Consider the following 24,166-nt stretch of genomic DNA (forward strand, 5'->3'; position numbering starts at 1 on the left):
GCATATCACCAAAATCTCATATTTGGTCAAGAAAATAAAGCAGACCTGAAAAGAGCTTATTACCTTAGCATAATTTTCTCAATCAATAATAAATAACTACCCTAAATGACATACGTAGCAAATCCAGCGAGATATGATAAAATGGAGTATCGCAGGTGCGGTAAAAGCGGCATAAGATTACCAGAGATATCTCTGGGCCTATGGCATAATTTCGGTGGCGTAGATACCTACGAAACCTACCGAGCTATTCTAAGAACGGCATTTGACTCCGGTATCACGCATTTTGACCTAGCCAACAATTACGGTCCACCTCCTGGCTCTGCAGAAGAAAACTTTGGTGCAATACTGAAAAAAGACTTTTTACCCTATAGAGACGAGCTCATCATTTCTTCTAAAGCGGGTTACCACATGTGGCCAGGTCCTTATGGAGAGTGGGGTTCTAGAAAATATCTAATCTCTAGTTGCGACCAGAGCCTTAAAAGAATGGGCTTAGAATATGTAGATATTTTTTACTCTCACCGTCCAGACCCAGACACCCCAATGGAAGAAACCATGGGAGCACTAGACAGTATAGTTCGTTCTGGAAAAGCATTATATGCTGGTCTTAGTAATTATAACCCAGAGCAAACTACAGAAGCTCTAACTATTTTGAAAGACTTAGGTACGCCATGCCTTATTCACCAACCTAAATACAGCATGTTTGTGCGTGATGCAGAGCAAGGTCTTATGGATGTATTGGGTGATAACGGTGTAGGATGTATTCCGTTTTCGCCTTTGGCTCAAGGGCTTTTAACCAATAAATACCTAAAAGGAATTCCTGAAGGTTCTCGTGCGGCATTAGACCACGGCTTTTTGCAAAAAGACGAACTTAACGAAACGGTTATTGGTAAAATTCAAAAACTAAACGACCTAGCCGAAGGTCGTGGACAATCTCTTGCTCAAATGGCCATAGCTTGGTTATTAAAAGATGAGAGAGTAACCACGGTTCTTATAGGTGCTAGCCGTGTTTCTCAACTAGAAAACTCTTTAGGTGCTTTAGATAATAAAGTTTTCTCAGCTGATGAGTTAACTCAAATTGAAAAAATATTAAAATAAAATACACTTATAATTTAAAACAAAACATATGAAATCAATCTTATCTCTTTTAGTCTTGGCATTCGCTTTTTCATGCACACCAGCAGCGGAAGAAGTAACAGAAACAGTAACGATAGAAAGCCCAGCTATAGAAAACCCTTTTATCCACCACGTTTTTTTCTATCTTAATAATCCAGATAGCATAGAGGATAGAGCCAAATTGGTAGAAGGTTTAAATAAACTAGCTGAAGTAGAAACTATACAGCAGCACTATATCGGCTTCCCTGCAGCTACAGACAGAGAGGTGATAGTAAAAGACTACGCAGTGAGTTGGATGTGTTTCTTTAAGAATATGGAAGAAGAAGAAATGTATCAGGTTGACCCTATCCACTTAAAATTTGTAGAAGACTATAGTCATTTATGGAGCACCGTTAAGATATACGACTCAGTACCTTAAAATCGACAAAAGACGGTGTATCTCTTATGAGAAAAGCCGTCTTTTTTTTACCACACCAAGTGCTAAAAAGAACAGACCCATACCTAATAAACTATACATCAATCATTTGACTTTATAAGTTTTTTTTGTATCTTAATTATCCTACATTTTTAAGCTCGCATTTTCCCATAAAAATCTGCGAAGTCTAAAGGCTAACCATGATATTAAGATGAAAAAAACACTAGCTCTTCTGCTCGTACTTTGTCTTTCGCTTAAGATAGAAGCTCAAAACTTTGATGACCTCCTTAAGGCATATGAAGGGCAAAATCAAGTTTCCTATTTTCAACCCCTTGCCGATGTTCTTACAGCAGGACTTAATACAGGCCATATAGATAGAATGCCATTAGACAGTGGTTTTCACTTCACCATTAAGCTTATTGGAAACAGATCTTATTTCATTAATGATAAACTCAGAACGTTTGAACCCATAGACTCGGAAGGGCGTGCACTCGGTTTTCAAGTACCAACTATTGTTGGTCCATCAGAAACCGTGGTCAAAGAAAATGAAAATGGCTCTGCAAATACTTACGTCCCTGGCTCAGGTAGCCGATTTATCCCATTAGTGGCTCCTCAAATCACCATCGGGAATATTGTTGGTTCAAGCCTAAGTTTCAGATTTGCTCAATATAAAGTAAAAGAGAGTGATGACACCTTCAAGTGGCTGGGAGTTGGTTTACAGCATAACTTAGGAAGATACTTCTTGAAAAATCAAAACGACTTCGTAGTCCTAAACTATGCCTTTCAGAAACTAGGCATGAACAATTACTTTGATTTTGTTACCCAAAGGGCCAGTTTGCATGTGGGTAGACAGGCTAAATTTTATCAATACTATGGTTTTGTAGGTTTTCAAAGCGGGAAATTGGACGCAGATTTTGAATATGAAGGTAGCCAAGATTTAACTTCTCAATTTAACCTTAGCTTGAAAAACAGAAACAAGCTAGTAGGTGGAATTGGAGCTGGTCTTAAACTCTCTGTTTTACTCATAAATGCCGAAGTATCTCTTTTACAACCAACGGTAGTTTCGGCACATGTCGGACTTTCATTTTAATTTAATAACATGAAATTTAAATCAATTGCCTTAATTTTAGTGACATCAATTCTTTTATCTGGTTGTTTAGAACGAGGGAAATTCAAATATGTCACTACCGTAAATCAGTCCTTCCCATTTACCCTTACAAAAGCCGGTGAGTTCAATGAAAGCTCTAGCATTAAAGGTAACGAAATCATTAGGCAAATCTTAGACTTAGACTTAGCGGATGACTTTATCATAAAACGGGTAGACATAAAGAATGTCAACATTGGTGTTAATTTAAACCCTGCCAGTAAAGCAACCTCACTCGATTATAGAATTTATGTAAACAACGGAACCACCATCGGTAGAACAGTTTTCCTATCAAAGTCAGGTGAGGCTCCCGTCACTCAAACCGTAGCTGGGCTTAGTCGTTGGGCGGTTGACAAATGGTTAAACTCTAAAGGTGCTGAAAAGGTAAAAGCCTTTCTTACGGATGTACTTGTAGACAGATCAGACATAGATGGCTACTCCAATGACCGAGTATATACCATGGAGATGAATGGCATAGCTTATGAGGGAGCCTTTATAGCAGATATTAAGTTAAATGTCATCATTGACGTTACTTATGAAACCTGCGAAGAAGTTCCGATAGGCCTTGCTCAGGAAAAATGTATCTTTTAATGTTTATCCCAGCCTCCGTTGCATTAATGCCTGAACCAGTTCAAACAACCTGCTAGGTTTCAATGTTCGCCAGTTTTCAAACTGCAACGTGCCCCCAAAATTCAGATAATAATCCAATCTGTATTTCTGCATTTCGGAAAGAATAAAATCTGGTGCGTTAATAATGCTTACCCAGCCCCCTTCCACTTCTTCAAACCACTCTTCATAATAGTCTTGATCCCCACCATGAAATTGAAAAAGGTTTTCTGCAATCAGAATAAACTTATCAATGCCGTTTTTCAACAGCCTGTCAATCACATTCCTTTTCAGATACATGATATCGTTATGAAGCGTGTCATTCCATTCACCAAAAAGCTCTAGTACCGCCACATTTCTTGCGTAATCTGTATATAGTAGTTTAATATAAAGCGTTTCAGAGCCTATTTCATCCCACCTTGGGTCTATATAATAACCATAAACATCATTTTCATAATAAATGCTATATTCCCTCCCAAAGAAAGGGGAACGCATATCTTTCTCCGCTTGATAATATTTTTGCCAGTTATGGTATGGTTCTATTTCGTGCATTGGTTAAATAAACGCCTCGGATTTAAAAAAGATTTTATTTCTTACCAGTTTTCGGTAAAATCTTCAAATCGTTTTAATAATTCTTTACTCACTGACCCTGCCAAACCATTGCCAATCTCCTTTCCATCAATCTTTGAAACGGCCAATATCTTTTTATTCGTAGAAGTGGTAAAAACTTCGTCAGCCTCATAAAGCTCAGATACTAAAATATCCGATTCTTCTATTTCAAAATCTGGTTTAACCAGCTCCATGGTAGTTCTGCGAGTAATCCCCTTTAAAATACCCACTTTAGGCGTTTTGATCTTTCCGTTTTTTACCAAAAACACATTGCTCCTACTCATTTCCGTAATTACCTCGTCTGTATGATATAAAACATCCGAAGCTCCCACTTCTTTCAAGTGCTCCTGAAGAGACAGCACTCTTTTATAATCTGTAGATTTCAACTCTGGCATATCCCTAGCGTAGCTATGCGTAATGATTGAAATACCTTTCTCATAAGTTTCCGCAGAGACCTCAGAAATAGCCTCTGATCTGATCAGTAAATTAGGCTTTATCATGGTGGAGCTATCTGGGGCATCTCCTCCAGTTAGCAGAAAACGAAAGGCTATCTCTTTATGCTCCGAAAGCATGGTTAATTCCACTAATATTTCCGCTACTTCTTCTTGTGTAATATTTAAGGGAATCTTTAATATTTTAGCGGAATTACTAAATCGCTGCCAGTACCAATCCCATTGAAAAGGTTTTCTATTATAAGTTCTGAAATAATCAAAAAGACCATACCCTCTTAATAGCCCCAAGTCATTTGCACTTATGCTCACTTCGTCGGAAAGCATTATCTGTCCATTATACCAACTGTAATTTCTTATCATACCCGCCGAACACTTTAAATTTAGTAACCCAATAACTATAAATTAACATGAATTTCAACTGGAATGCTGCATTGTTTAACAGCACGAAAGCTTTTTTCATATAAAAACCAAAATTACTTCAACAATGGCTTTTGCTCCAAACTCAAGAGAAAGCAACCAATCTTAAATGAGGCCTGTCATATTTACAAAAAAATAATAGCACCTGACTTTTTCATTCCTAACTTTACCTTCAGAAATGTCAAAAGTTCAATACAAATACAAACCAGAGCATCTTACACTTTCTGAGCCTGTCAAATACACGGCCTCAGACTTAAAAAGTGAAGAAATGATTATCAATATTGGTCCTCAGCACCCTTCCACTCACGGGGTATTGAGACTAGAGGTAGTCACAGAGGGAGAAGTCATTAAAGATGTGGTACCTCATATGGGGTATCTACATAGATGTTTTGAAAAACACGCCGAATCTGTCCCTTTTAATCAAGCTATTCCATATGTGGACAGGCTAGATTATGTGGCAGCCATGAACTCCGAGCACGCTTGGGCCATGGGCATTGAAAAAATGTTAGGCATTGAAAACGACATTCCTAAAAGAGTAGAATACATTCGTGTTTTAGTAGCTGAATTAAACAGACTGGCATCCCATTTTATAGCCATAGGCACCTATGGTTTAGATATTGGTGCCGCTACCCCATTTCTTTGGCTCTTTAGAGACCGAGAAACCATCATGCGAATGTTAGAATGGGTTTCAGGAGCTAGAATGCTTTACAATTATATCTGGATTGGAGGTCTTTTTTATGATTTACCTGTGGGTTTTGAAGAAAAGTGTGCGGAGTTTGTTAAATATCTAAAACCCAAACTAGTAGAACTTCGTCAAATCATTATTGATAATCATATTTTCATTAAAAGAACAGCCAACCTAGGCGTACTTCCCCTTCAAATGGCAGTAAACTACGGTTGTACAGGGCCAGTTTTAAGAGGTAGTGGTTTAAAATATGATTTAAGAAGAGTAGATGCTTATTCCGTTTATCCCGAAATTGATTTTGATATTCCAGTAGGAAAAGGAGAGATGGGCAGCATAGGCGACTGCTGGGACAGAAACAATGTAAGGGTATTGGAATGTTCTGAATCTGTCAAGATTATCGAACAGTGTCTAGAAAAACTGACCAAAGAACACAAACGTGAGAGGAGTTTTGACCCGCAAGCTTTGGTACCAAAAAAAATAAGACCAAAAGCCATGGATTTTTATTGCAGAGCTGAAAACCCAAAAGGTGAGCTAGGATTCTTCTTTAAAACAAATGGGAAATCAGATATTCCGGAAAGAGCTAAAGTGAGAGCATGCTCGTTTAACAATCTTTCTATCCTACCAGAATTAGCTAGAGGAACCATGATAGCCGACCTAGTAGCTATAGTGGGATCTATAGATGTAGTTATGGGAGAAGTAGACCGATAATCTATAACTCCCAAACACTTGGATTTTGGTGTCTTCTTAGATGCTTTCTTACTTCCATCCAAAATGCCAAAACCATATAAATGATAATGGGCGAGCCCAAAGTAAAGAAAGAGGCGTAAATAAAATATAATCTTATGCTACTGGCAGAAAAACTAAGTCTTTCACCCATTTTAGCACAGACTCCGAATAGCCTACCTTCCAATATGTATTTCACTTTTTCCATGAAGTGTCTTTGACTTTTATACAGCAAATAACGTACTAAAGTAATCCTTTTGAAATTATTTATGGAAGATTTAGAAACTTAAAATATATAGTTCTCCATATTCTACCAAAAAATCAAAGTATATCTTTCTTTTAATCGTTGACTAAAACGGCACTTGCCTCAATCTCTACGAGATAAGCTTCGTCAATCATTTTACTTACTTCTACCAGACTATTACAGGGTTTAATTTCTCCAAAAAACTCAGAATGAGCCTTAGCTATTTTCTCCCAATTTGAAATGTCATGGACATATATTCTGGTTCTAATGACATCCTCCAAGGAACCACCTAGCTGCTCAATGGCATTTTGAATTCGCATTAAAATAAAACGAGTTTGTAAATACGGATCAGCCTCCCCCACTATTTCACCACTGCTTGTGACTGAAACCGTACCACTTATTTCAATAATGTTGTTTATCCTAACTCCTCTAGAATATCCAATTCTTTCTTCCCATAGCGTACCAGAAACCAAGTTTTTCCTTTTCATAGAAGCAATTCTTTTAAAATAAGATTGTTAACAAGAATAAGAGATTCTAAATTAAATATTTACAATTAAACCCAAGATTAAACCGCCTATAATTATTAAATAAGAGGGTATTTTAGTGCCAATCAGAATAATGAAAGTTAAAAGTATAGTCCATACGGACAGCATAGAATCTGCCATAGGCTCAAACAAAGAGATACCAGCAGCTATGGTTAGACCCGTACTGGATGCATTAATTCCTTCCAAGGAAGCCCTTACAACGCGATACTGTTTAAGCTGATCCCAAAACCTGATAACAAAGAAAATCATTAAAATACCCGGCAAGAAAATGCCCAATGATGCTATGCCCGCTCCTAACATTTGACCGCTTACACCCCATTCTCTCATAGAAAGAGAGCCGACAAAAGTAGCAATGGAAAACGTTGGGCCTGGAACCAATTCGGCTATGGCGATACCAGATAGAAATTCGTCTGCAGACAAATAGTGTTTAAACTCCACAAACTCATTATACAATAACGGTTTCATAATATGACCTCCACCAAAGGCCAAGCTCCCATTTCTATAAAAGTTTTCAAAAAGCCTAATGGGCAAACTTTGGGTAATAGACCCTGCCGCAATAGAAATAACAAAAATACCTGCCCATAAAATAAAATTTCGCCAATGAATTTTGATAGGGTTTTTATCAAACTTTTCTAGCTGCTCAAATTTGAAAGAAGAAACTACGCCACCTAATAAAATCAATGCTGGCGTGATATAAGGAGACCGATATAAAAACGCCATTCCTGCCCCCAAAACCATCAATACCCAGCTGGTTCTAGAATGGATTACTTTTCTGCCGATAACATAAGCGGCATAAAAAATAAAAGAAACTCCCATCGGCTTTATAAACCGAGTCATCTTTAAAAGTAGGTCTTTGTCTACAAAAGACACCCCTAGTGCCGCCAAAGCCATAATAAGACTCGCTGGAAGAATCCAAATAAACAAGGTAAGTAAAGCTAAAACCGGCCCGCCAAGTTTAAAACCTATAGCCGTTATGGTCTGTGTAGAAGTAGGCCCCGGTAAAATTTGGCATAAAGCCTGAAGCTCCATCAGCTCGGCTTCTGTCAGGTACCTCCGCTTTAAAACAAAGAATTTGATAAACATAGTGAGGTGAACATTAGGCCCACCAAACCCCGTCAATGCTATTAAGAGCACTTCCTTTAAGAAGACCAAATTGCGTAATTGACGAGTCGTTATCAAATTATTAATCTGAATAAGAGCACAATCTAACAAAAAATAAATCGGCGTAAACACCGATTTATTTTTTATAAAGACATTATGACTAAAATCTTATTTCATCTCAACTACTTGAAGGCTAACATCAGACCATGTCTTATTCAAGTGAAGTTCTTTACATGCCTCACTAATACGCTCTAAGGCAGCATTTCCACTAAAATCTCCAAGAATATCTATACTTCCAGATACGATAGTCGCAGTGTCATTTTCCGCAATGGCGAAACTGAAGGTTTTTTCAATGCCATTCATTTTAAGCGTAACCGGAATTTTACCGTCTGCGGCCGCTCCGTAAGAACCCGTAATTAAAGAATCGCTTAAGTTATTAAAGAAAAACTCCACTAATTTAGCATCACGAGGCTCATTACCAGTATTTACTGTTTTAGTATTGATCGTGAAAGAGTTTCCAGAAAGGCTAATTTCATCAAAGGAACCAGGAACACCCACTTTGTCTGGCGTTTTAAAGGCAGTCCAAGTAAGTTTGGTTTTGGCCAAATTAAAATTATATGCCGTAGCTTCTGACACATCTTCCGTAGTTTCTGTACTTTCAGAGGAAGATGAGTTACAAGACATCATGGCGGATGCCACAAACATGGCTAAGATTACTTTTTTCATTTGTTTATTATATTTATTTTTTCAGTCCTAATTCTCTTAATCTTTCTTCTAAAAACTCGCCGGCCGTCATATCTACATATACTTTCGGATGCTCAGCAGTTATACACGACTCCAAAGAGGTTAAATCCATTTCTGCACGCGGGTGCATAAAAAACGGTATCGAAAATCTAGAAGTCTTCATTTTTTCCACAGGTGGATTCACCACTCTATGAATCGTCGATTTTAATTTATGATTAGTGAGTCGGTCTAACATATCACCCACATTTATCACAATTTGGTCAGGTAGAGCAGTAACCGCAATCCACTCTCCATCTGCTCTTAATACTTGAAGACCGTCTGCAGAGGCTCCCATCAAAAGTGTTATCAAATTGATATCTCCATGGGCGGCAGCTCTTACAGCACCTTCTTCTAATAGTTCTGGATTTTCTATTGGAAAATAATGCAAAGCTCTCAAAATACTGTCTCCTTGATAAACCTTTGCCTCGAAATAATCTTCTGGAAGCTCTAAATAAATCGCAATCGCTTTCAAAAGCGTTCGTCCAGTATTTTCAAATATTTTGAAGGTTTCTTTGGTAAATTCCTCAAAATCAGGAACCTCAGCGGGGAAAACATTCTCAGCCATATCTTCACGAGGATTTAGCTGACCTACATGATAAAACTCCTTTAGATCGGGCTTTTTAAAGCCTTTTGCTGTTTCTTTATTCTTTCCTATATAACCCCTTTGACCGGCTAATTCAGGAAATTCGTATTTGGTTTTTAAACTATCTTCTTGATAAAAAAAACGCTGCACGGCAGCATAAAGTTTTTCTCTTAGATCCTCTGAAAGTCCATGATTCTTTAGTGCTACAAAACCTATATTGGTAAAGGCTGCTCCTAACTCACTTACAAATTTGCTTTTAAGTGTAGCATCACCTGAAACGAATTCGGCTAAATCTACCGAAGGTATTGTATCTAAAAGTGTTTGTTGAGACATTTTTGTAGATATTTATTAGCTCAAAAGTACGTCATAAATAAGACTAAAGTCAATATAACAACAGCTTATCTATCTCATTATATTTCCGAAGTATTCCTTGCATTAACGGTGCACATGCTTTACCTGATGATGTCCTCAAACTATTTCACATCACTTCTGGTTCTACTGGCTATACTTCTTCCTAAAGTTATTTCGTCGGCATATTCCAAATCTCCACCTATTGGTATACCCCTGGCTATGGTACTAATCTGAAGGTCAAAGTCTGAAAGTTTTTTTTGAATATAAAAAGCAGTAGTATCCCCTTCCATGGTAGGAGACAGTGCTAAAATCACCTCTTTCACTCCTCCGTTTTCCGATATCCTATTCACCAAAGAATCTATATTTAAATCATTTGGGCCGATTCCAGCAATAGGGGAAATTATACCACCTAAAACATGATAGAGGCCTTGGTATTGAGCCGTATTTTCAATAGCCAATACATCTCTTGTATCCTGTACTACACAGATAAGCTCTTGGTCTCTATTGATTGAGTTACATATTTGGCATATTTCAGCGTCAGCAATGTTATGACAACTTCGGCAGTAGGTCGTTTTAGTTCTTAAATCTATAAGTGCCTGTGAAAGGCTCATAGTCTTTGACTCATCCGCTTTCAATAAATGCAGTGCCAGCCTTAAAGCAGATTTCTTACCAATGCCAGGTAACTTAGAGATTTCTGTTATGGCATTTTCAATTAATTTGGAAGGGTAATTCACAATTTATATTTATGAGCATTTCTAATGCTTTAAAAAAATCCTATCATTTTATCATGACTTCGGCAGAAATCCCTCTTCTACAGATTTCGTTTCGCTGGCTTACCAGTTCATCATATTCACCTGAATTTACGGCACACTTTCCTTTAAGGTGAATGATCATAGCACACTGTTCTGCCTGCGTGCCTTCATGGCCACAAACATCCATCAACGTGTCTATCACATGGTCAAAAGTATTTACATCATCATTAAATACCACAAGACTCCAAAGCTTAACACTTTCTATGACTTCGTCTACTTGTTCAATTACTTCTATCTGAGGACTTTCTTCTGGATTCATTCTTTGGTCATTTAAAGCGATACAAAAATATCAAAAAAAGCTGTTTTCTAATGCTTATCTTTGAGCCTTTCTGAATAACCAATCCAATTTTATGAGCCCAGGATTAGCCATAACCATTCTCTTAGTTTACTTTACTGTACTAGTATTAATTTCTATAAAAACCTCTAAAGGAGCTGATACCAACTCTTTTTTTAATGCAAATAAGGATGTTCCTTGGTATTTAGTGGCTTTTGGAATGATAGGCACGTCTTTATCTGGTGTAACCTTTATTTCTGTTCCTGGAGCTGTTGGCACTAAAGACTTCTCCTATTTCCAAATGGTGCTGGGCTTTACCCTAGGATATTTATTCATAGCCACCGTTCTTATGCCCATCTATTATAGGCTAAACCTAATTTCAATTTATACTTATTTAGAAAAGCGTTTCGGCTTCTGGTCCTACAAAACGGGTTCGGCATTTTTCTTATTGAGTAGAACCTTAGGCTCTGCAGTAAGACTTTATATAGCTGCTCAGGTTCTTCAAATAGTCATTTACGACCCACTAGGTGTTCCATTTTGGCTTTCTGTGTTAATTACGATTGCCCTTATTTGGATTTATACTTTTAAAGGTGGAATAAAAACAATTGTCATCACAGATACGCTGCAAACCACCTTTTTGGTTTCTGCTGTTGCACTCACTATTTATCTCATTACGTCAGAAATGGGCTTGGGTTTTGGGGAAATGCTCCACACGGTTTCATCAAACTCCTATTCCGACATTTTCTTTTTTGAAGGTGGCTGGTCTGACCCACAAAATTTCTTTAAACAGTTCTTCTCGGGAGCCCTAATTGCCATAGTAATGACGGGTCTAGACCAAGACCTTATGCAAAAGAATTTGGTCTGTAAAGACATCGGTGAAGCCAAGAAAAACATGCTTTGGTTTACCGTGGTTCTGGTATTTGTTAATCTTATGTTCCTTACACTTGGTGCATTAATGTATATTTATGCAGAGCAGAAAGGACTGAGTATACCTGCTAAAACAGATGATCTCTACCCTATGATGGCCCTCCAACACTTTGGAGGAATCGACTTCGGAATTGGAGGAACTTTAGTGGCCGTTATGTTTTTGATTGGAATTACAGCAGCCACCTACGCCAGTTCAGATTCTGCTTTAACCGCACTTACTACAGCTTTCTGTATTGACTTTTTGAATTTTGAGGGAAGACCAGAAACCGAAAGGAAAAAGCTCAAGAACATCACTCATATTGGCTTTTCTCTTCTCTTCTTTGTGGTTATCTTAATTTTCAATGCTCTTAACAGCACGGATGTAATTTCGGCGGTTTACCAGATTGCGAGTTATACCTATGGGCCTTTATTAGGCTTATTTGCTTATGGAATTTATACGAAACAAGGTGTAAAAGACAAGTTTGTGCCTTATGTATGTATTGCAGCACCCATACTAACTTACGCATTGGTGAACCTCATAGAAACGCAGACTTCCTATAGGTTTGGATTTGAGAATTTATTATTGAATGGTATTTTGACGGTAGCAGGCCTTTTCATTTTCAGAAAAGCTACAACTTCACCAACTGCTTTGTAATACTACCTTTCTCGGAATTAATCTTTAAGAAATAGTGACCCGCAGGGAGATTATCTATGGAGAAATAAAACGTTCTCTCCATATGGGTATTTTTAATGAAGGAGTCAAAAACACGCCCTAGGTTATCTAGAATTATAACTTCAGTGTTCTCAGAACTTAAGCTCTCCGGCATGGCTATAGCCAAACTTCCCATACTGGGGTTTGGAAAAACTAAAATTTTGGGTTCAGGCTCATTCGCCAAAACGTTCACCGTCTCAAGGTTATTAACAGGCCACCCTATTTCATTTAACATCGTTAAAATCTCATTCCCCGGTGAATATATAGCGAATGAAGATTTTATAGCGGGAGACATCAATGAAGAACCAGAACCTTCCCTAAAGTCTATATGAGACAAACTGGCTCCTTCTTTGTAAGGGTCAGGACAAAATATTTGCGGCTTTCGTCCATTATAATTTCTGTTTGAGACATTGAAAATTAAACTATTGCTAATCATTTGATTTTTTAATTCCAAAGATGGATTCTGAAAATTCTTTTTTTCAACCACAACCAAACCATTCTCGTTTCGAATAAACATATCATATATATACGGGAAGCCTGATTGTCCCCATTGTCCTTCAGAATTGTCATTAATGAGCTTCATAGAGGAGGAAAAGCCTAGACCATGAGCAATTTCATGCATCACTACCGTAACCATATCAAACCGACCAGAAAACGTAGAGCCATCTGTACTGTAAGACCAGTTCGTATTACTATTAAGCGTAACATTGATGTCAAAATCGCCATTATTTAAGTCTTTCCCAGAAATGGCTTCAGCCAATGGCCCTACATACCATACATCCCTATACGGCACATTATCGGTGTTTCTATAAATTCTTGTAGCACCGGAAAAAGCCAAGGTGGTTCCCTCTATGTTTTCCCAAACGGCATTTATTCTAATGGGTTGTTTTGAAATCAATGTACTTTCCCAGATGCTAACGGCCTTTTCAAAAGCCTGTTTGGCTTCATTCGGAAAATCAGTGTATTGAACTATAATGTCACTTGTTGAAGCCCTTCTAGACTGCTCAAAGGAAAGATCTATACTCTGAGTAAAAGCATCTCGTTCATCAGCATGGCAAATCACCGGTTCGGGTATAGCACTATCCTGACCAAAACCTTTAAAAATGGTCAATCCCAGAATCAAAATGAATATCTTATTTAACATGTCCGACTATAAAACTAAACATGAATCTATATAAATACGGTAATTTTACCTGAATTAGTACAAATTTAATTCCAAATATTTCAATCCTTAAGAAACCTTATGTTACATTTTTAAATTAAATAACATAGGTTTGCAATTTAAGAATTAACTATGGCTCAAAACTTCACATTTATCTTCCTTTTTATTCTCGGGGCATTTCTAATGGTCTCCGTGCTTTTGCGGGTAGCTAAGTTTTTAAGACCAGACAAACCGAACCCAGAAAAGTTAAGCACCTATGAATCTGGCGAAGATGTTGAGGGTTCTGCTCTGGTAAGTTTCAATATTCGCTTTTATGTTGTAGCCATTATATTTCTGCTTTTCGAGGTAGAGTTAGTCTTACTTTTCCCTTGGGCTACCGTTTTTGGTAATGTTGATCTTATCATAGAAACTTCAGGCAAATGGGCTTGGTATGCCATTAGTGAAATGTTTATTTTCATATTTCTACTGACTTTGGGCTTGGTTTATGCTTGGAAGGAAGGACATTTGGACTGGGTTAGTTCCTCTTTTAAAAAGTCCGACTTCGAACCTAAAATCCCAATGTCGGCTTATGAATCTATTAACGAGAAGTACAAATGAATTTTGATTCCCTAGAAAATAGCGATAGAATAAAAGATGGTCAGGGCGAAGTCATATTGACCAACCTTGACGAGCTAGCCAATTGGGCAAGAGCTAACTCTCTTTGGCCTTTAGGCTTTGGATTGGCCTGCTGTGCCATTGAAATGATGGCTTCCATGGCTTCAAACTACGATTTAGAACGTTTTGGGATTTTCCCAAGGAACTCTCCAAGGCAGTCTGACCTTATCATAATTTCTGGAACGGTTACCTTTAAAATGGCTGATAGAATTAAAAGGTTATATGAGCAAATGGCGGAACCCAAATATGTAATTTCTATGGGTAGCTGTTCTAACTGCGGTGGTCCATATTGGGAGCATGGCTATCACGTAGTAAAAGGTGTTGACAGGATAATCCCAGTGGATGTGTATGTTCCAGGATGCCCACCTAGACCCGAAGCTTTAATAGGAGGAATTTTAAAACTACAAGATAAAATAAAAGGTGAAAGCCTAGCCTCCATAAAGGAATAAGCATTTCACCTTTAAAAGTATATTTTCTAAAATACTACTTCTTCTTCATTCCTTAAAACAGTAATTACTTCTGGGTCTTTTAACCGCGTAATAAAACCTGCTGTTTTAGGGAGTTCGTAATGATAAAAGAACTTCATCGTTTGAATTTTACTATTCAGAAATGCCTTTTCTTCATTATTGGAACCTACGTGTTCTAAACCAGAAGCTGCGGCGTTACCCATCTTAAGCCACTGCCAAGCAATACTTACTAAACTAAATAATTCCATATATAAGGTGGCATCAGAAAGAAACTGCTCCACATCTCCGCTGCCCGCTACTTTCATAAGATGCTGGGTAACCTCCGTAAGTTCTTTTATAGAAACCCCTAGTTTTTTAGCATACCTTTTAAGCTCATCATTTCCACTGGCCTCTTGAATGGTAAGACTCATCTCTTCGGCTAAAAGCTGCATGACCTTACCATTTGCCATAAGCACTTTTCTTCCTAATAAATCTAAAGACTGTATACCAGTAGTTCCTTCATAAATAGAAGTAATTCTAATATCTCTATAATACTGTTCTACAGGAAAATCCTCTGTAAAACCATAACCACCAAAAACTTGCACGGCCTCAGATATGGATTTCATGCCGGCTTCACAAGGGTATGTCTTAGCTACTGGTGTTAAAAGCTCCAAGAGTAAATGATACTTCATTTTCTCTTCTTGGCTCTCGGCATGGTGAGATAAATCATGATACTTAGACACTTCTGTAAGAAGAGACATTGATCCTTCTACCACGGCCTTTTGAAAAAACAGCATTCTCCTCACATCTGGATGCTGCATAATATATACCTGTGGCGTTTCTATCTCCGACTTTTCATTTAACCTTCTACTTTGAGGCCTTTCCTTAGCATATTCTAATGATGCTTGATAAGCGGCAGAAGCTATAGCCGCTCCCGTTATCCCAACACCTATTCTAGCTTCATTCATCATTTGAAACATGTAACTTAAGCCTTTGTTCTCCTCTCCAATGAGATACGCTACGCAATTGTTGCTCTTATCTCCAAACCCCAGATGCATAGCGGGCACTCCCTTCTGACCTAATTTATGAAAAATACCAACGTTGGTAACGTCATTAAGCTCTCCATTGGGTAAAATCTTAGGTACCACAAAAAGAGAGATACCTTTTGAGCCGGAGGGTGCTCCTTTAATTCTTGCAATAACCAAATGCACTACATTTTCACAAAAGTTATGATCTCCCGCTGAGATAAATATCTTCTGGCCAGTAAGGTTAAAAGTACCATCATCATTTCTGGTAGCAAAGGCGTTAATGTCCGATAAAGAGGAACCTGCCTGAGGCTCTGTCAAACACATGGTGCCTTGAAAAGTACCATCAAGCATTTTAGACGCATACCTTTCCTTTAGATCTTGTGTACCAAAAGTTGTAATTAACCTCGCGGAGCCGGTAGTAAGTCCACTATATAGCATACCATTATTAGCGGCTATCAGGGTAAAACCCACCAAACTAGAAACCGTTAAGGGCAGCTGTGAACCTCCGTCCTCATAAGAAAAATCAGATGCCAAAATTCCTGCTTCTCCCACGGCCTTAAGATAATCTCCAACAGATGAATGCACTTTCACTTCACCATTCACCAATTCCGGCTGGCCCTTATCGACCGCCTTAAGGTTTGGGAACATGATAGTATCGCCGATGTGCTCCGCGGTATCCAGTACCATTTTGAAAGTTTCGCTATCGTGATCCTCAAAATATGGTAAAGAAGTTAGGGAAGACCCTGCATGCACTTGCTCCAGAATAAAATTCAATGTTTTTCGGTCGAAATATTTTTCAGCCATTTTTTTGTAGGGTTTTAATTATTGATGAAGAAAGTTGATTTTACATGAAACCTAGCATTTTGGCATATTTCATCATGGCTCCTGGGTTTGAGACTTTCAATTTTCCAAACATCATAGCCGTCATAGGATTCATTTCACCAGAAGCTATTTTAGCAAAGTCATCGGCTTTAGCTTTTAAAGTTACTTCTGCTTCGCCTACCAATCCTTCCGAAAATTCAGCGACTCCATTTTTAACAGATAGCGTATATTTCTCCTCATTAAAATCAAAATGCAGGGCAGTGTTCAAATCCTTATTTTCTTCCGCATTTACTTTTGTGGGTATCCTTTGTAGAAATTCTTTTGCGTTCATTAGTTTGTTGTTGTTTTTTCTACAAATATAACCATTTCGACTTTTGGGTTCTATTAAAAATGTGCTTTAACCAAAGCCTTAATCCCTATCTTATATACAATTACATTTATTTATCCTTGTCGATAATACTGAGCGTAATATTTTTTGGATATTTGCATTTATTGCACCAACCCTAAAAATTTCCTGATTTTTAAGTTACTTTTTTAAAGAACATAGTCTTAAATGCAGAGTCCACTAGTAGAAAAGATGAAAGATGAAGAGCTTGTCAGGAACTATATTTCCTCTCAAAACAACATTTATTTTGAGAAAATATACGATAGATATTCCGACAAGGTCTATAGAAAATGTTTCTCTTTTACGGGAGATTCCGCAAAAGCTGAAGACCTCGCTCATGATGTTTTTTTGAAGGTGATCACTAAGATTGGTACGTTTAAAGAAAACGCCAAATTCTCTACTTGGTTATATTCCATCACCTATAATTACTGTATGGATAACATCAGAAAAGAGAAAAAAGCCAGAGAAGAAGCATGGGATGATAAAATGGAATTTGTAGAAGAAGAGATGGACACCGAGCTTCTAGGCATGAAAACGGAAGGTTTACATAAAAGCTTAGAACAAATTTCTCCTCAAGAAAAGGCCATGTTATTAATGAAATATCAAGACAATTTCAGCATTAAGGAGATCTCTGAAACCTTTGAACTTTCTGAAAGTGCCACAAAAATGAGGCTTCTAAGAACAAAGGAAAAAATGAAAAGACTCTATCTTGAGCATCTAGCTTTGTTTAGCCTTGTGGTTCTTAAAGTATTGCTACTCTTAAAAAAATAGAAATGGAGAAAAATAATTTCGACATTAATAAAGAACTTTTATTTGAGGGCTCTGAGAAAGTCAAAAATCAGTTAGTTTCTGAGATTGACATTATTAGGGAAGCAATGGTCTTGGTCAACATGTTTATAGGCGAACCTTTTAAAATAGGAGCAGCAATGCTTCAAGAATTAGAATCTAACAGCACTAGTCATAAAAATAATAATGAATAAACTACCTAATATAAAGGACATCCTATTTTCGACTTTCCAAAACCTTATTGTACAATTTGGAGAATTCACTTCTAACCTCATAGGTGCCATCGTAGTACTTCTAATAGGCTGGCTTACCGCAAAAATTGCTAGTACTGTTTTAAGAAACGTCTTTTCCAAAATTGGACTAGATAAGCTCGGAGAAAAAATAAACAACATAGATGCCATCAAGAAGTTTGACTTAGATATTAAGCTGAGCAAAGTTATTTCTGTAGTGGTTTACTATTTCATATTAATAGTTTTCCTAATACAAGCAGCACAAACTTTGGGAGTGCCTGCCATCTCAAACATGTTTGTGATGCTGGTGGATTATATCCCTAAAGTAATTTCAGCTTCTATTATGATTTTTGCGGGTCTTCTGTTGGCAGATGCCGTCAAATCTTTTGTAGTGGGTATTTGTGAATCTTTTAATATAGCCTCTGGCAAATTAATAGGTTCAGGCGTTTTCTTCTTCCTTTTAGTAATAACGATTATAGCTGCACTAGGTCAAGCTGGCATAAATACGACTCTTTTAGAAAGTAGTTTTAATATTCTAATTGCTGGAATCATTTTAGCCTTTTCAATAGGTTACGGATTTGCCTCCAAAGAAATATTGCTCAATATTATAAGTTCCTTTTATTCCAGAAACAAATACGCAGAAGGTCAAGTCATTGAAATTGATGGTATAAAAGGTGAAGTAATAAGTGTGGATAATACATCCATAACCTTAAAAAGTGGTGAGACTAAAACTGTTTTCCCTTTAAGAGTTTTGCAAACTGAAAAAGTAACAATACACAATCAATAATCCCCAGATTTTCAAAATGAAACAAAGTATTCTTAGTATCCTTTTCTTAAGTATCATGGCATTTGGAGCCGCAGCCCAAGAGCCCATTGTAATGAAAAATTTAGAAGACTCATTAAGAGTTGGTTGGTGGGACAGAAACACCCAATTAGCAGTTAACTTCTCTCAAGCTTCTTTCAATAACAGCTGGCAGGGTGGCGGCGTAAATAACTTTGCCGTAGGTTTACTTTTCAACAATCTTGCAGTAAAGCATAAAGGCACTGGTGTCTGGACTAACGACATACAATTTCAATTCGGCTTTTTAAGAAACAAAGGCTTAGATCTAAGAAAAAGTGTGGATAGACTTTTTGCAGAAAGTAAGTATGCAAAAAAAATAAATCCAAAATTCAACTGGTTTGCTGGTGTAAATCTTTTAAGCCAAATTTCTGGTGGATATGATTTTAACGAGGACGGCTCTAGAGGAAACCTAATATCTAATATTTTTGCTCCAGCTTTTCTTTCAGAAGGCATTGGTGTGGAATGGGTACCTAAACCATTTTTTACAGTACAGTTAGGCGGTGCCACAGTGCGTCAAACCTTATTATTCAATGATGAGGTAAGAGAAAATAAAGAAATTCTAGTTCTAGACAAAAATGACAATGAGATTTATAGAGCATATGGCGTAGATAGAGGCAAGAATATCCTTAATGAATTTGGCGTTCAGGCTGTTGCGGCATTTGACAAAAACATTACCGAAAATTTCAATCTTAAATGGCGGTATCAAGCATTTGTAGCATACGCTCCCGAATCTAAACCTATTGACCATAACATTAATTTAATAGCAACTTCTAAGATAGGTAAGTATTTTAACGTAAATTTCTCACTGATAGGAATCTATGATAAAGACCAAGTTGATAAATTTCAACTTAGCCAAGGCTTATCAGCAGGTTTCTCACTTGCCCTATAATTTTTTTTAACCCTAAAAATCATAAAAAAATGCTTAAAGAATTCAAAAATTTCATCATGACAGGTAATGTCATTGACCTTGCAGTTGCTGTAATCCTGGCGGGGGCGGTTGGCCTTGTAGTCAGTGGCTTTGTAGGAAACATCATGATGCCCATAGTAGGACACTTTGCCGGCGGACTTGATTTTGCCGACCTAAAAGTGGTTTTAGATCCAGCTATCGTAGCCGCAGATGGTACAGTTTCAACTCCTGAAAACGCTATTAATTATGGTATCTGGATCAACAGCATTATTAATCTTATCACGGTCGGTATAGTTCTTTTTGTCATTGTAAAAGCTTATAACAAAACAAAAGATCCTGCACCTATAGCGGCTCCGGCTGGTCCATCTGAACTAGACATTTTGAAAGAAATAAGAGATGCTTTAAAAAAGTGATTTTTTAAAGATCACATTGGTAGAAAAAGGGAGAATCGAGAGGTTTCTCCCTTTTTCTCTTTTGGGGATAATTAAATTATGAAAATATCTTTTGAACCCACCTTAGAAAATGTAATTTTGAATAACAGTTATTTAATTATCCACTGATAATTAGATCAATACAAAGCTTTCTTAATAATACGTGCTATGAATAGGTTCAAACTTAAGGACCATCTGCAAGGAGACATGCAGATATGGGTTATCATTATATTCTTGTCTTTTTTCGGAATTGCTGCAGTATACAGTTCTATTTCTGCTTTGGCATATAGAACATCGGGTACCACAGAAATGATACTTTTAAAGCATACATTTCTAGTTGCATTTGGTTTTTTCATCACCTACTTTGTTCATAGATTCGACTTCATTAACCTAGCCCCATTGGCTAAAATTTTACTTTGGCTCACACCCTTAATTCTTATTTACACACTCTCTTCGGGAAAAGAAGTGGGTGGAGCTAAAAGATGGATTTCACTTTTTGGCTGGACATTCCAAACTTCAGATTTGGTACGTCTAGTGTTAATAACCAACCTTTCTGCCATGCTGGCCAGAAAACAGAATACGCTAAATAATGTCAAAGACCTTTGGCCGATTATTATTTGGTGTGGGGTTCTTTGTGCTTTATTGGCGATATCCAGTTTCTCTACCTCTGTTATTCTTGGAATAACCTGCCTTATGATTATGATCATTGGTCGGGTACCTCGTAAATACATTTTCAGGCTTACAGGATCAGTTTTTTTAGGACTCGTTTTTGCCTTTTCTGCGGGGCTTTTATCTAAAGCCGTTTTCGGCAAAGACTTTGGTAGAACACAAACTGTAATTGACAGGGTTGAAGCATTTATCGGAACCGACTTGGACCGCAACAACATGATTGGTGGATTGGTAGGCAGTAACAGCATACAGCAAGACCAAGCATTAGCAGCAGTAGCCAGAGGCGGGATTTTAGGTGTGGGGCCTGGGAAAAGTGCCATTAAACATGGTATGGCAGAATCTTATTCCGACTTTATTTATGCCATTATCATTGAAGAATATGGGCTTATTGGAGGTATGTTTATTTTATGTCTTTATCTCTGGCTCTTAGCACGAGGCTTTAAAAACATTGAAAATACGACACATGCCTTTGGTGGTCTTTTGAGTATTGGTCTGACATTAAGTATCGTTTTTCAGGCCCTAACGCACATGTTTATAAATGTGGGTTTAGGTCCCGTAACAGGTCAAACTTTACCTTTAATAAGTAAGGGAGGTACTTCCATATTGTTTACTTCCATAGCATTAGGAATTGTCTTGAGTGTTTCAAAAAATCATGAGAGTAAAGCAGCTAACAAATTAAGATGAGTAAACCTTACAAAATAATTATCAGCGGAGGAGGCACAGGCGGGCACATTTACCCAGCTGTGGCAATTGCAAACGAAATTAAGGCTAGATTTCCTAATGCTGAGATACTTTTTGTAGGTGCAGAGGGTAAAATGGAAATGGAAAAAGTACCCAAATCAGGTTATAAAATCATAGGGCTACCCATTGCTGGAATTAACCGTTCCAGCATCATTGCCAACCTAGGTTTTCCTTTAAAACTCCTAAAAAGCCTTAAACTAGCTAGAAGAACGGTTAAAGATTTCCAACCCGACATAGCAATTGGCGTAGGAGGTTATGCCAGTGGGCCTACCCTTCTTATGGCAAACTTTCTAAAGGTTAAGACTTTTTTACAAGAGCAAAACTCTTATGCCGGAATTACCAATAAATTTCTATCCAAAAAGGCAGAGAGGATATGTGTGGCTTACCCAAATATGGAGGCATTTTTCCCTGCAGATAAAATCACTTTTACGGGCAATCCCGTAAGAAACGACATATACAAAAGCAATGTTTCTAAAGAAGACGCTCTGGCCCACTTCAATCTTAAAAAAGACAAGAAAACGATTCTTATCATTGGTGGCAGCCAAGGAGCTAGAAGTATTAACAATGCCATTCAAAATGGAATCTCTAAACTCCTGGATGAAAACCTGCAAGTAATCTGGCAAACAGGAAAAAGTTTTTCCGCCAAGATTGAGCATAAAAAAGCTGAATCGAGCACCTATGTTTCTGATTTCATTTATGAAATGGACAAGGCTTATAAAGCCGCAGATGTGGTCATTTCTAGAGCAGGTGCTCTTTCTGTTTCCGAACTATGCCTAACGGCGAAACCTTCCATACTTGTTCCTTTTCCAAATGCTGCGGAAGATCATCAAACCAAAAATGCGATGAGCCTTGTAAATCTGGGAGCTGCCCTTATTGTAAAAGACAGCGAGGTGGAAAAATCCTTGATAAAAAGATGTCTCGCACTTGTCAATGATAGTGACCTGCAGACAGCATTAATAAATAATATCGCCGCCTTTGCTAAACCAAATGCAGCTAAAGAAATAGTAGACGAAGTACAAAAGATAATAGAAGCATGAAGATTTTTTATTCAGAAAGTAATGTGGATTACGGTAGTTACACTTTCTCCTACGCCATATATGCGTTAAGAGAAGGACAAGAAGACGTTTCCCCTATTTATGATAAAGGATTTTTGCCTTATACAGGAAATATTGATCTTGAAGGCGAGACTTTCTACTTGGCCAGAAGTCTAAGAGTTAACCTTGAAAATTTTTCTGACACTTCTGAAAACAGAAGAGTATGTCGTCAAATAGAGCCTTTAGCTGTTGAACTAGAAGTGATAAAAAAATCAGATTTCGATCTCAATGAGCCCGCATTTAAAAAACTTTGCGAAGCATATATCTCTGAGAGAATTGGCGAAAGCAATATGACTTTAGAACGATGGCAATACATTCTTAATAGCAGCATTGGCACGCATATATTGAAATTTAAAAACGCAGAAAAAGATCTAGGCTATATATTGATTAGCCTTACAGATAACATGTTACATTATTGGTTTGCTTTTTTTGACACGGATTATATGAAGAGTCACTCTTTAGGCAAATGGATGATGTGGCGTACCATAAATTGGGCACAAGAAAATAAGCTAAAACATGTTTATTTGGGGACGGCTTACAAGCCAGCGGCTCTCTATAAAATTAGAGATCATAAAGGATTAGAGTTTTGGGATGGGAGCAAGTGGAATTCGGACGTAAAGCTTCTGAAAACTTACTGTAACTCGGATTTAGAACCTAAACCTTCCGACAGATTTAAATTACTGACTGAACCAAATAACTTCTTAAACGAACTTTAATATGAAGCTAAATCTTACCAAAATTAAAGAATATGGTTTTGCATTCGTCGGACTAGCTGTCATGCTGTCACTCATAGCGTTTGTAGACGAGAAAACCAAAATACAGCGTTGTCAGGGAATAGATGTAACCCTTGTGGATAATAATGACCAGTTTTATATCTCTAAGGAAGATATAAAAAAATATGTCACAAGAAATGGTCGAGAGCCCTTAGAAGGAAAATTACTTTCCGACATTGACCTTGCATTACTGGAAGAGCGAATTCAGGAAATTGAACAAATTGAATTCTGCGAAGCTTTTGGTGATTTGAAAGGTATGCTTCATATAAAAGTGAAACCTTTTATCCCTTACGCCAGAATCATTTCATCGGTTTCTCAAAACGACCAATATTTGAATGAAGATGGTTACTTCTTCCCCCTCTCAAAGCATTTTTCTGCCAGAGTATTATTATTATCAGGTAGTTACTTTAACCGAAAAACTTCGTTAGATTTAAATAAGGAAAAAGATCAGGAACTCATGGAACTGATTCGCATCATTAAAGACGACTCATTTTGGAATGCACAAATCGCACAAGTGGATGTAAGCAGAAATGGAGAAATAAAGTTTGTTCCTGTCTTAGGGAATCAAATTATAGAATTTGGAAAGGCAGAGAACATTGACCAGAAACTTAGTAAACTGAAGATATTTTATAAACAAATTATGACTGTCAAGGGCTGGGATAAGTTTTCCAAAGTAAAAGTACAGTATGCCAACCAACTTGTGTGCGAATAAAAATGTGAAT

The 24,166-nt window shown here is 37.4% G+C and carries 29 protein-coding genes; 17 read left to right on the plus strand and 12 right to left on the minus strand.

Going from position 1 to position 24,166, the window contains the following annotated elements; genetic code table 11:
- Positions 1-105: 105 nt before the first annotated feature.
- The 4 genes from mgrA to ACTBZY_RS13240 all read left to right on the plus strand — a co-directional run bounded on the left by mgrA (position 106) and on the right by ACTBZY_RS13240 (position 3,263).
- Positions 106-1,095: an L-glyceraldehyde 3-phosphate reductase gene (gene mgrA, locus ACTBZY_RS13225; protein ID WP_463046809.1), complete on the plus strand. Its 990-nt coding sequence runs from the start codon at positions 106-108 to the stop codon at positions 1,093-1,095.
- Between the two features lie 28 nt (positions 1,096-1,123).
- Positions 1,124-1,531, plus strand: coding sequence for a Dabb family protein (locus ACTBZY_RS13230; protein ID WP_463046810.1), 408 nt, complete (start codon positions 1,124-1,126; stop codon positions 1,529-1,531).
- Positions 1,532-1,739: 208 nt separating this feature from the next.
- Positions 1,740-2,618 carry a DUF6588 family protein gene (locus tag ACTBZY_RS13235; protein WP_463046811.1) on the plus strand — a complete coding sequence of 293 codons (879 nt, stop codon included), beginning with the start codon at positions 1,740-1,742 and terminating at the stop codon, positions 2,616-2,618.
- Between the two features lie 9 nt (positions 2,619-2,627).
- Positions 2,628-3,263, plus strand: a complete 636-nt coding sequence (locus ACTBZY_RS13240) for a hypothetical protein (protein ID WP_463046812.1) — start codon at positions 2,628-2,630, stop codon at positions 3,261-3,263.
- A gap of 3 nt (positions 3,264-3,266) precedes the next feature.
- On the opposite strand, the gene ACTBZY_RS13245 is transcribed toward ACTBZY_RS13240, so the two are convergent.
- The gene (locus tag ACTBZY_RS13245) at positions 3,267-3,830 is read right to left on the minus strand and encodes a hypothetical protein (protein WP_463046814.1); all 564 of its coding nucleotides are present in this window, start codon (positions 3,828-3,830) and stop codon (positions 3,267-3,269) included.
- A 41-nt stretch (positions 3,831-3,871) separates the two neighbouring features.
- Complete coding sequence (locus ACTBZY_RS13250; RefSeq protein ID WP_463046815.1) at positions 3,872-4,699, minus strand: aminotransferase class IV; 828 nt, start codon at positions 4,697-4,699, stop codon at positions 3,872-3,874.
- Between the two features lie 235 nt (positions 4,700-4,934).
- On the opposite strand from ACTBZY_RS13250, the gene ACTBZY_RS13255 reads away from it, so the two are divergent.
- On the plus strand, positions 4,935-6,149 hold the full coding sequence (locus ACTBZY_RS13255) for an NADH-quinone oxidoreductase subunit D (protein WP_463046816.1): 1,215 nt from the start codon (positions 4,935-4,937) through the stop codon (positions 6,147-6,149).
- Position 6,150: 1 nt separating this feature from the next.
- On the opposite strand, the gene ACTBZY_RS13260 is transcribed toward ACTBZY_RS13255, so the two are convergent.
- The 7 genes from ACTBZY_RS13260 to ACTBZY_RS13290 form a co-directional block, all read right to left on the minus strand.
- Positions 6,151-6,372, minus strand: a complete 222-nt coding sequence (locus tag ACTBZY_RS13260; protein ID WP_463046817.1) for a PspC domain-containing protein — start codon at positions 6,370-6,372, stop codon at positions 6,151-6,153.
- 131 nt (positions 6,373-6,503) lie between these two features.
- Positions 6,504-6,896, minus strand: a complete 393-nt coding sequence (locus ACTBZY_RS13265; protein WP_463046818.1) for a RidA family protein — start codon at positions 6,894-6,896, stop codon at positions 6,504-6,506.
- A gap of 51 nt (positions 6,897-6,947) precedes the next feature.
- Positions 6,948-8,132, minus strand: coding sequence for a chromate efflux transporter (gene chrA / locus ACTBZY_RS13270; protein ID WP_463046819.1), 1,185 nt, complete (start codon positions 8,130-8,132; stop codon positions 6,948-6,950).
- A 90-nt stretch (positions 8,133-8,222) separates the two neighbouring features.
- Positions 8,223-8,780: a hypothetical protein gene (locus tag ACTBZY_RS13275; protein ID WP_463046820.1), complete on the minus strand. Its 558-nt coding sequence runs from the start codon at positions 8,778-8,780 to the stop codon at positions 8,223-8,225.
- Positions 8,781-8,793: 13 nt separating this feature from the next.
- Complete coding sequence (locus ACTBZY_RS13280) at positions 8,794-9,753, minus strand: isopenicillin N synthase family dioxygenase (RefSeq protein WP_463046821.1); 960 nt, start codon at positions 9,751-9,753, stop codon at positions 8,794-8,796.
- A gap of 140 nt (positions 9,754-9,893) precedes the next feature.
- Entirely contained in the window at positions 9,894-10,505 is a 612-nt protein-coding gene (gene recR, locus ACTBZY_RS13285; RefSeq protein ID WP_463046822.1) for a recombination mediator RecR, read from the minus strand.
- 43 nt (positions 10,506-10,548) lie between these two features.
- Complete coding sequence (locus tag ACTBZY_RS13290) at positions 10,549-10,842, minus strand: ATP-dependent Clp protease adaptor ClpS (protein WP_463046823.1); 294 nt, start codon at positions 10,840-10,842, stop codon at positions 10,549-10,551.
- A gap of 91 nt (positions 10,843-10,933) precedes the next feature.
- On the opposite strand from ACTBZY_RS13290, the gene ACTBZY_RS13295 reads away from it, so the two are divergent.
- Entirely contained in the window at positions 10,934-12,418 is a 1,485-nt protein-coding gene (locus tag ACTBZY_RS13295) for a sodium:solute symporter (protein ID WP_463046824.1), read from the plus strand.
- On the opposite strand, the gene ACTBZY_RS13300 is transcribed toward ACTBZY_RS13295, so the two are convergent.
- Positions 12,393-13,619, minus strand: a complete 1,227-nt coding sequence (locus ACTBZY_RS13300) for a T9SS type A sorting domain-containing protein (RefSeq protein ID WP_463046825.1) — start codon at positions 13,617-13,619, stop codon at positions 12,393-12,395. The two genes, ACTBZY_RS13295 and ACTBZY_RS13300, sit on opposite strands and share 26 nt — an antisense overlap.
- 150 nt (positions 13,620-13,769) lie before the next feature.
- On the opposite strand from ACTBZY_RS13300, the gene ACTBZY_RS13305 reads away from it, so the two are divergent.
- Together ACTBZY_RS13305 and ACTBZY_RS13310 are read left to right on the plus strand one after the other, a co-directional pair.
- Complete coding sequence (locus ACTBZY_RS13305) at positions 13,770-14,234, plus strand: NADH-quinone oxidoreductase subunit A (protein ID WP_463046826.1); 465 nt, start codon at positions 13,770-13,772, stop codon at positions 14,232-14,234.
- Positions 14,231-14,740, plus strand: coding sequence for an NADH-quinone oxidoreductase subunit B (locus tag ACTBZY_RS13310; RefSeq protein ID WP_463046827.1), 510 nt, complete (start codon positions 14,231-14,233; stop codon positions 14,738-14,740). Before ACTBZY_RS13305 ends, ACTBZY_RS13310 begins: the two co-directional genes overlap by 4 nt.
- Before the next feature lie 26 nt (positions 14,741-14,766).
- On the opposite strand, the gene ACTBZY_RS13315 is transcribed toward ACTBZY_RS13310, so the two are convergent.
- Positions 14,767-16,569 (minus strand): acyl-CoA dehydrogenase, encoded by a 1,803-nt coding sequence (locus ACTBZY_RS13315; RefSeq protein ID WP_463046828.1) that lies wholly within the window; start codon positions 16,567-16,569, stop codon positions 14,767-14,769.
- 40 nt (positions 16,570-16,609) lie between these two features.
- Positions 16,610-16,918, minus strand: a complete 309-nt coding sequence (locus ACTBZY_RS13320; protein WP_463046829.1) for an SCP2 sterol-binding domain-containing protein — start codon at positions 16,916-16,918, stop codon at positions 16,610-16,612.
- Positions 16,919-17,140: 222 nt separating this feature from the next.
- On the opposite strand from ACTBZY_RS13320, the gene ACTBZY_RS13325 reads away from it, so the two are divergent.
- The 9 genes from ACTBZY_RS13325 (at position 17,141) to ACTBZY_RS13365 (ending at position 24,156) form a co-directional block, all read left to right on the plus strand.
- Positions 17,141-17,743, plus strand: coding sequence for an RNA polymerase sigma factor (locus ACTBZY_RS13325; protein ID WP_463046830.1), 603 nt, complete (start codon positions 17,141-17,143; stop codon positions 17,741-17,743).
- 2 nt (positions 17,744-17,745) lie between these two features.
- Entirely contained in the window at positions 17,746-17,952 is a 207-nt protein-coding gene (locus tag ACTBZY_RS13330; RefSeq protein ID WP_463046831.1) for a hypothetical protein, read from the plus strand.
- A complete protein-coding gene (locus tag ACTBZY_RS13335; RefSeq protein ID WP_463046832.1) occupies positions 17,945-18,775 on the plus strand; it encodes a mechanosensitive ion channel family protein in 831 nt (276 codons plus the stop codon). Before ACTBZY_RS13330 ends, ACTBZY_RS13335 begins: the two co-directional genes overlap by 8 nt.
- Positions 18,776-18,791: 16 nt before the next feature.
- On the plus strand, positions 18,792-19,718 hold the full coding sequence (locus tag ACTBZY_RS13340; protein WP_463046833.1) for a DUF3078 domain-containing protein: 927 nt from the start codon (positions 18,792-18,794) through the stop codon (positions 19,716-19,718).
- Between the two features lie 29 nt (positions 19,719-19,747).
- Positions 19,748-20,149, plus strand: coding sequence for a large conductance mechanosensitive channel protein MscL (gene mscL / locus ACTBZY_RS13345; protein WP_463046834.1), 402 nt, complete (start codon positions 19,748-19,750; stop codon positions 20,147-20,149).
- Between the two features lie 186 nt (positions 20,150-20,335).
- Positions 20,336-21,520, plus strand: a complete 1,185-nt coding sequence (locus tag ACTBZY_RS13350) for an FtsW/RodA/SpoVE family cell cycle protein (protein ID WP_463046835.1) — start codon at positions 20,336-20,338, stop codon at positions 21,518-21,520.
- Entirely contained in the window at positions 21,517-22,614 is a 1,098-nt protein-coding gene (gene murG / locus ACTBZY_RS13355; protein ID WP_463046836.1) for an undecaprenyldiphospho-muramoylpentapeptide beta-N-acetylglucosaminyltransferase, read from the plus strand. The genes ACTBZY_RS13350 and murG overlap by 4 nt, the downstream gene beginning before the upstream one ends.
- Positions 22,611-23,387 (plus strand): GNAT family N-acetyltransferase, encoded by a 777-nt coding sequence (locus tag ACTBZY_RS13360; RefSeq protein WP_463046837.1) that lies wholly within the window; start codon positions 22,611-22,613, stop codon positions 23,385-23,387. Before murG ends, ACTBZY_RS13360 begins: the two co-directional genes overlap by 4 nt.
- 1 nt (position 23,388) lies before the next feature.
- Entirely contained in the window at positions 23,389-24,156 is a 768-nt protein-coding gene (locus ACTBZY_RS13365) for a hypothetical protein (RefSeq protein WP_463046838.1), read from the plus strand.
- The last annotated feature ends 10 nt before the right edge of the window (positions 24,157-24,166 follow it).

This window comes from Arcticibacterium sp. (assembly GCF_055134445.1).

Bases quoted from the DNA above. Each gene is read 5' to 3' on its own strand.
- ACTBZY_RS13325 (WP_463046830.1), top strand. From the start codon at position 17,141: ATGCAGAGTCCACTAGTAGAAAAGATGAAAGATGAAGAGCTTGTCAGG.
- ACTBZY_RS13255 (WP_463046816.1), top strand. From the start codon at position 4,935: ATGTCAAAAGTTCAATACAAATACAAACCAGAGCATCTTACACTTTCT.
- murG (WP_463046836.1), top strand. From the start codon at position 21,517: ATGAGTAAACCTTACAAAATAATTATCAGCGGAGGAGGCACAGGCGGG.
- ACTBZY_RS13350 (WP_463046835.1), top strand. From the start codon at position 20,336: ATGAATAGGTTCAAACTTAAGGACCATCTGCAAGGAGACATGCAGATA.
- ACTBZY_RS13245 (WP_463046814.1), bottom strand. From the start codon at position 3,830: ATGCACGAAATAGAACCATACCATAACTGGCAAAAATATTATCAAGCG.
- ACTBZY_RS13340 (WP_463046833.1), top strand. From the start codon at position 18,792: ATGAAACAAAGTATTCTTAGTATCCTTTTCTTAAGTATCATGGCATTT.
- ACTBZY_RS13235 (WP_463046811.1), top strand. From the start codon at position 1,740: ATGAAAAAAACACTAGCTCTTCTGCTCGTACTTTGTCTTTCGCTTAAG.
- ACTBZY_RS13360 (WP_463046837.1), top strand. From the start codon at position 22,611: ATGAAGATTTTTTATTCAGAAAGTAATGTGGATTACGGTAGTTACACT.
- ACTBZY_RS13310 (WP_463046827.1), top strand. From the start codon at position 14,231: ATGAATTTTGATTCCCTAGAAAATAGCGATAGAATAAAAGATGGTCAG.
- ACTBZY_RS13315 (WP_463046828.1), bottom strand. From the start codon at position 16,569: ATGGCTGAAAAATATTTCGACCGAAAAACATTGAATTTTATTCTGGAG.
- ACTBZY_RS13265 (WP_463046818.1), bottom strand. From the start codon at position 6,896: ATGAAAAGGAAAAACTTGGTTTCTGGTACGCTATGGGAAGAAAGAATT.
- ACTBZY_RS13290 (WP_463046823.1), bottom strand. From the start codon at position 10,842: ATGAATCCAGAAGAAAGTCCTCAGATAGAAGTAATTGAACAAGTAGAC.
- ACTBZY_RS13275 (WP_463046820.1), bottom strand. From the start codon at position 8,780: ATGAAAAAAGTAATCTTAGCCATGTTTGTGGCATCCGCCATGATGTCT.
- ACTBZY_RS13335 (WP_463046832.1), top strand. From the start codon at position 17,945: ATGAATAAACTACCTAATATAAAGGACATCCTATTTTCGACTTTCCAA.
- ACTBZY_RS13330 (WP_463046831.1), top strand. From the start codon at position 17,746: ATGGAGAAAAATAATTTCGACATTAATAAAGAACTTTTATTTGAGGGC.
- ACTBZY_RS13300 (WP_463046825.1), bottom strand. From the start codon at position 13,619: ATGTTAAATAAGATATTCATTTTGATTCTGGGATTGACCATTTTTAAA.
- ACTBZY_RS13305 (WP_463046826.1), top strand. From the start codon at position 13,770: ATGGCTCAAAACTTCACATTTATCTTCCTTTTTATTCTCGGGGCATTT.
- ACTBZY_RS13250 (WP_463046815.1), bottom strand. From the start codon at position 4,699: ATGATAAGAAATTACAGTTGGTATAATGGACAGATAATGCTTTCCGAC.
- ACTBZY_RS13320 (WP_463046829.1), bottom strand. From the start codon at position 16,918: ATGAACGCAAAAGAATTTCTACAAAGGATACCCACAAAAGTAAATGCG.
- ACTBZY_RS13280 (WP_463046821.1), bottom strand. From the start codon at position 9,753: ATGTCTCAACAAACACTTTTAGATACAATACCTTCGGTAGATTTAGCC.
- ACTBZY_RS13240 (WP_463046812.1), top strand. From the start codon at position 2,628: ATGAAATTTAAATCAATTGCCTTAATTTTAGTGACATCAATTCTTTTA.
- mscL (WP_463046834.1), top strand. From the start codon at position 19,748: ATGCTTAAAGAATTCAAAAATTTCATCATGACAGGTAATGTCATTGAC.
- ACTBZY_RS13260 (WP_463046817.1), bottom strand. From the start codon at position 6,372: ATGGAAAAAGTGAAATACATATTGGAAGGTAGGCTATTCGGAGTCTGT.
- ACTBZY_RS13365 (WP_463046838.1), top strand. From the start codon at position 23,389: ATGAAGCTAAATCTTACCAAAATTAAAGAATATGGTTTTGCATTCGTC.
- ACTBZY_RS13295 (WP_463046824.1), top strand. From the start codon at position 10,934: ATGAGCCCAGGATTAGCCATAACCATTCTCTTAGTTTACTTTACTGTA.
- mgrA (WP_463046809.1), top strand. From the start codon at position 106: ATGACATACGTAGCAAATCCAGCGAGATATGATAAAATGGAGTATCGC.
- ACTBZY_RS13230 (WP_463046810.1), top strand. From the start codon at position 1,124: ATGAAATCAATCTTATCTCTTTTAGTCTTGGCATTCGCTTTTTCATGC.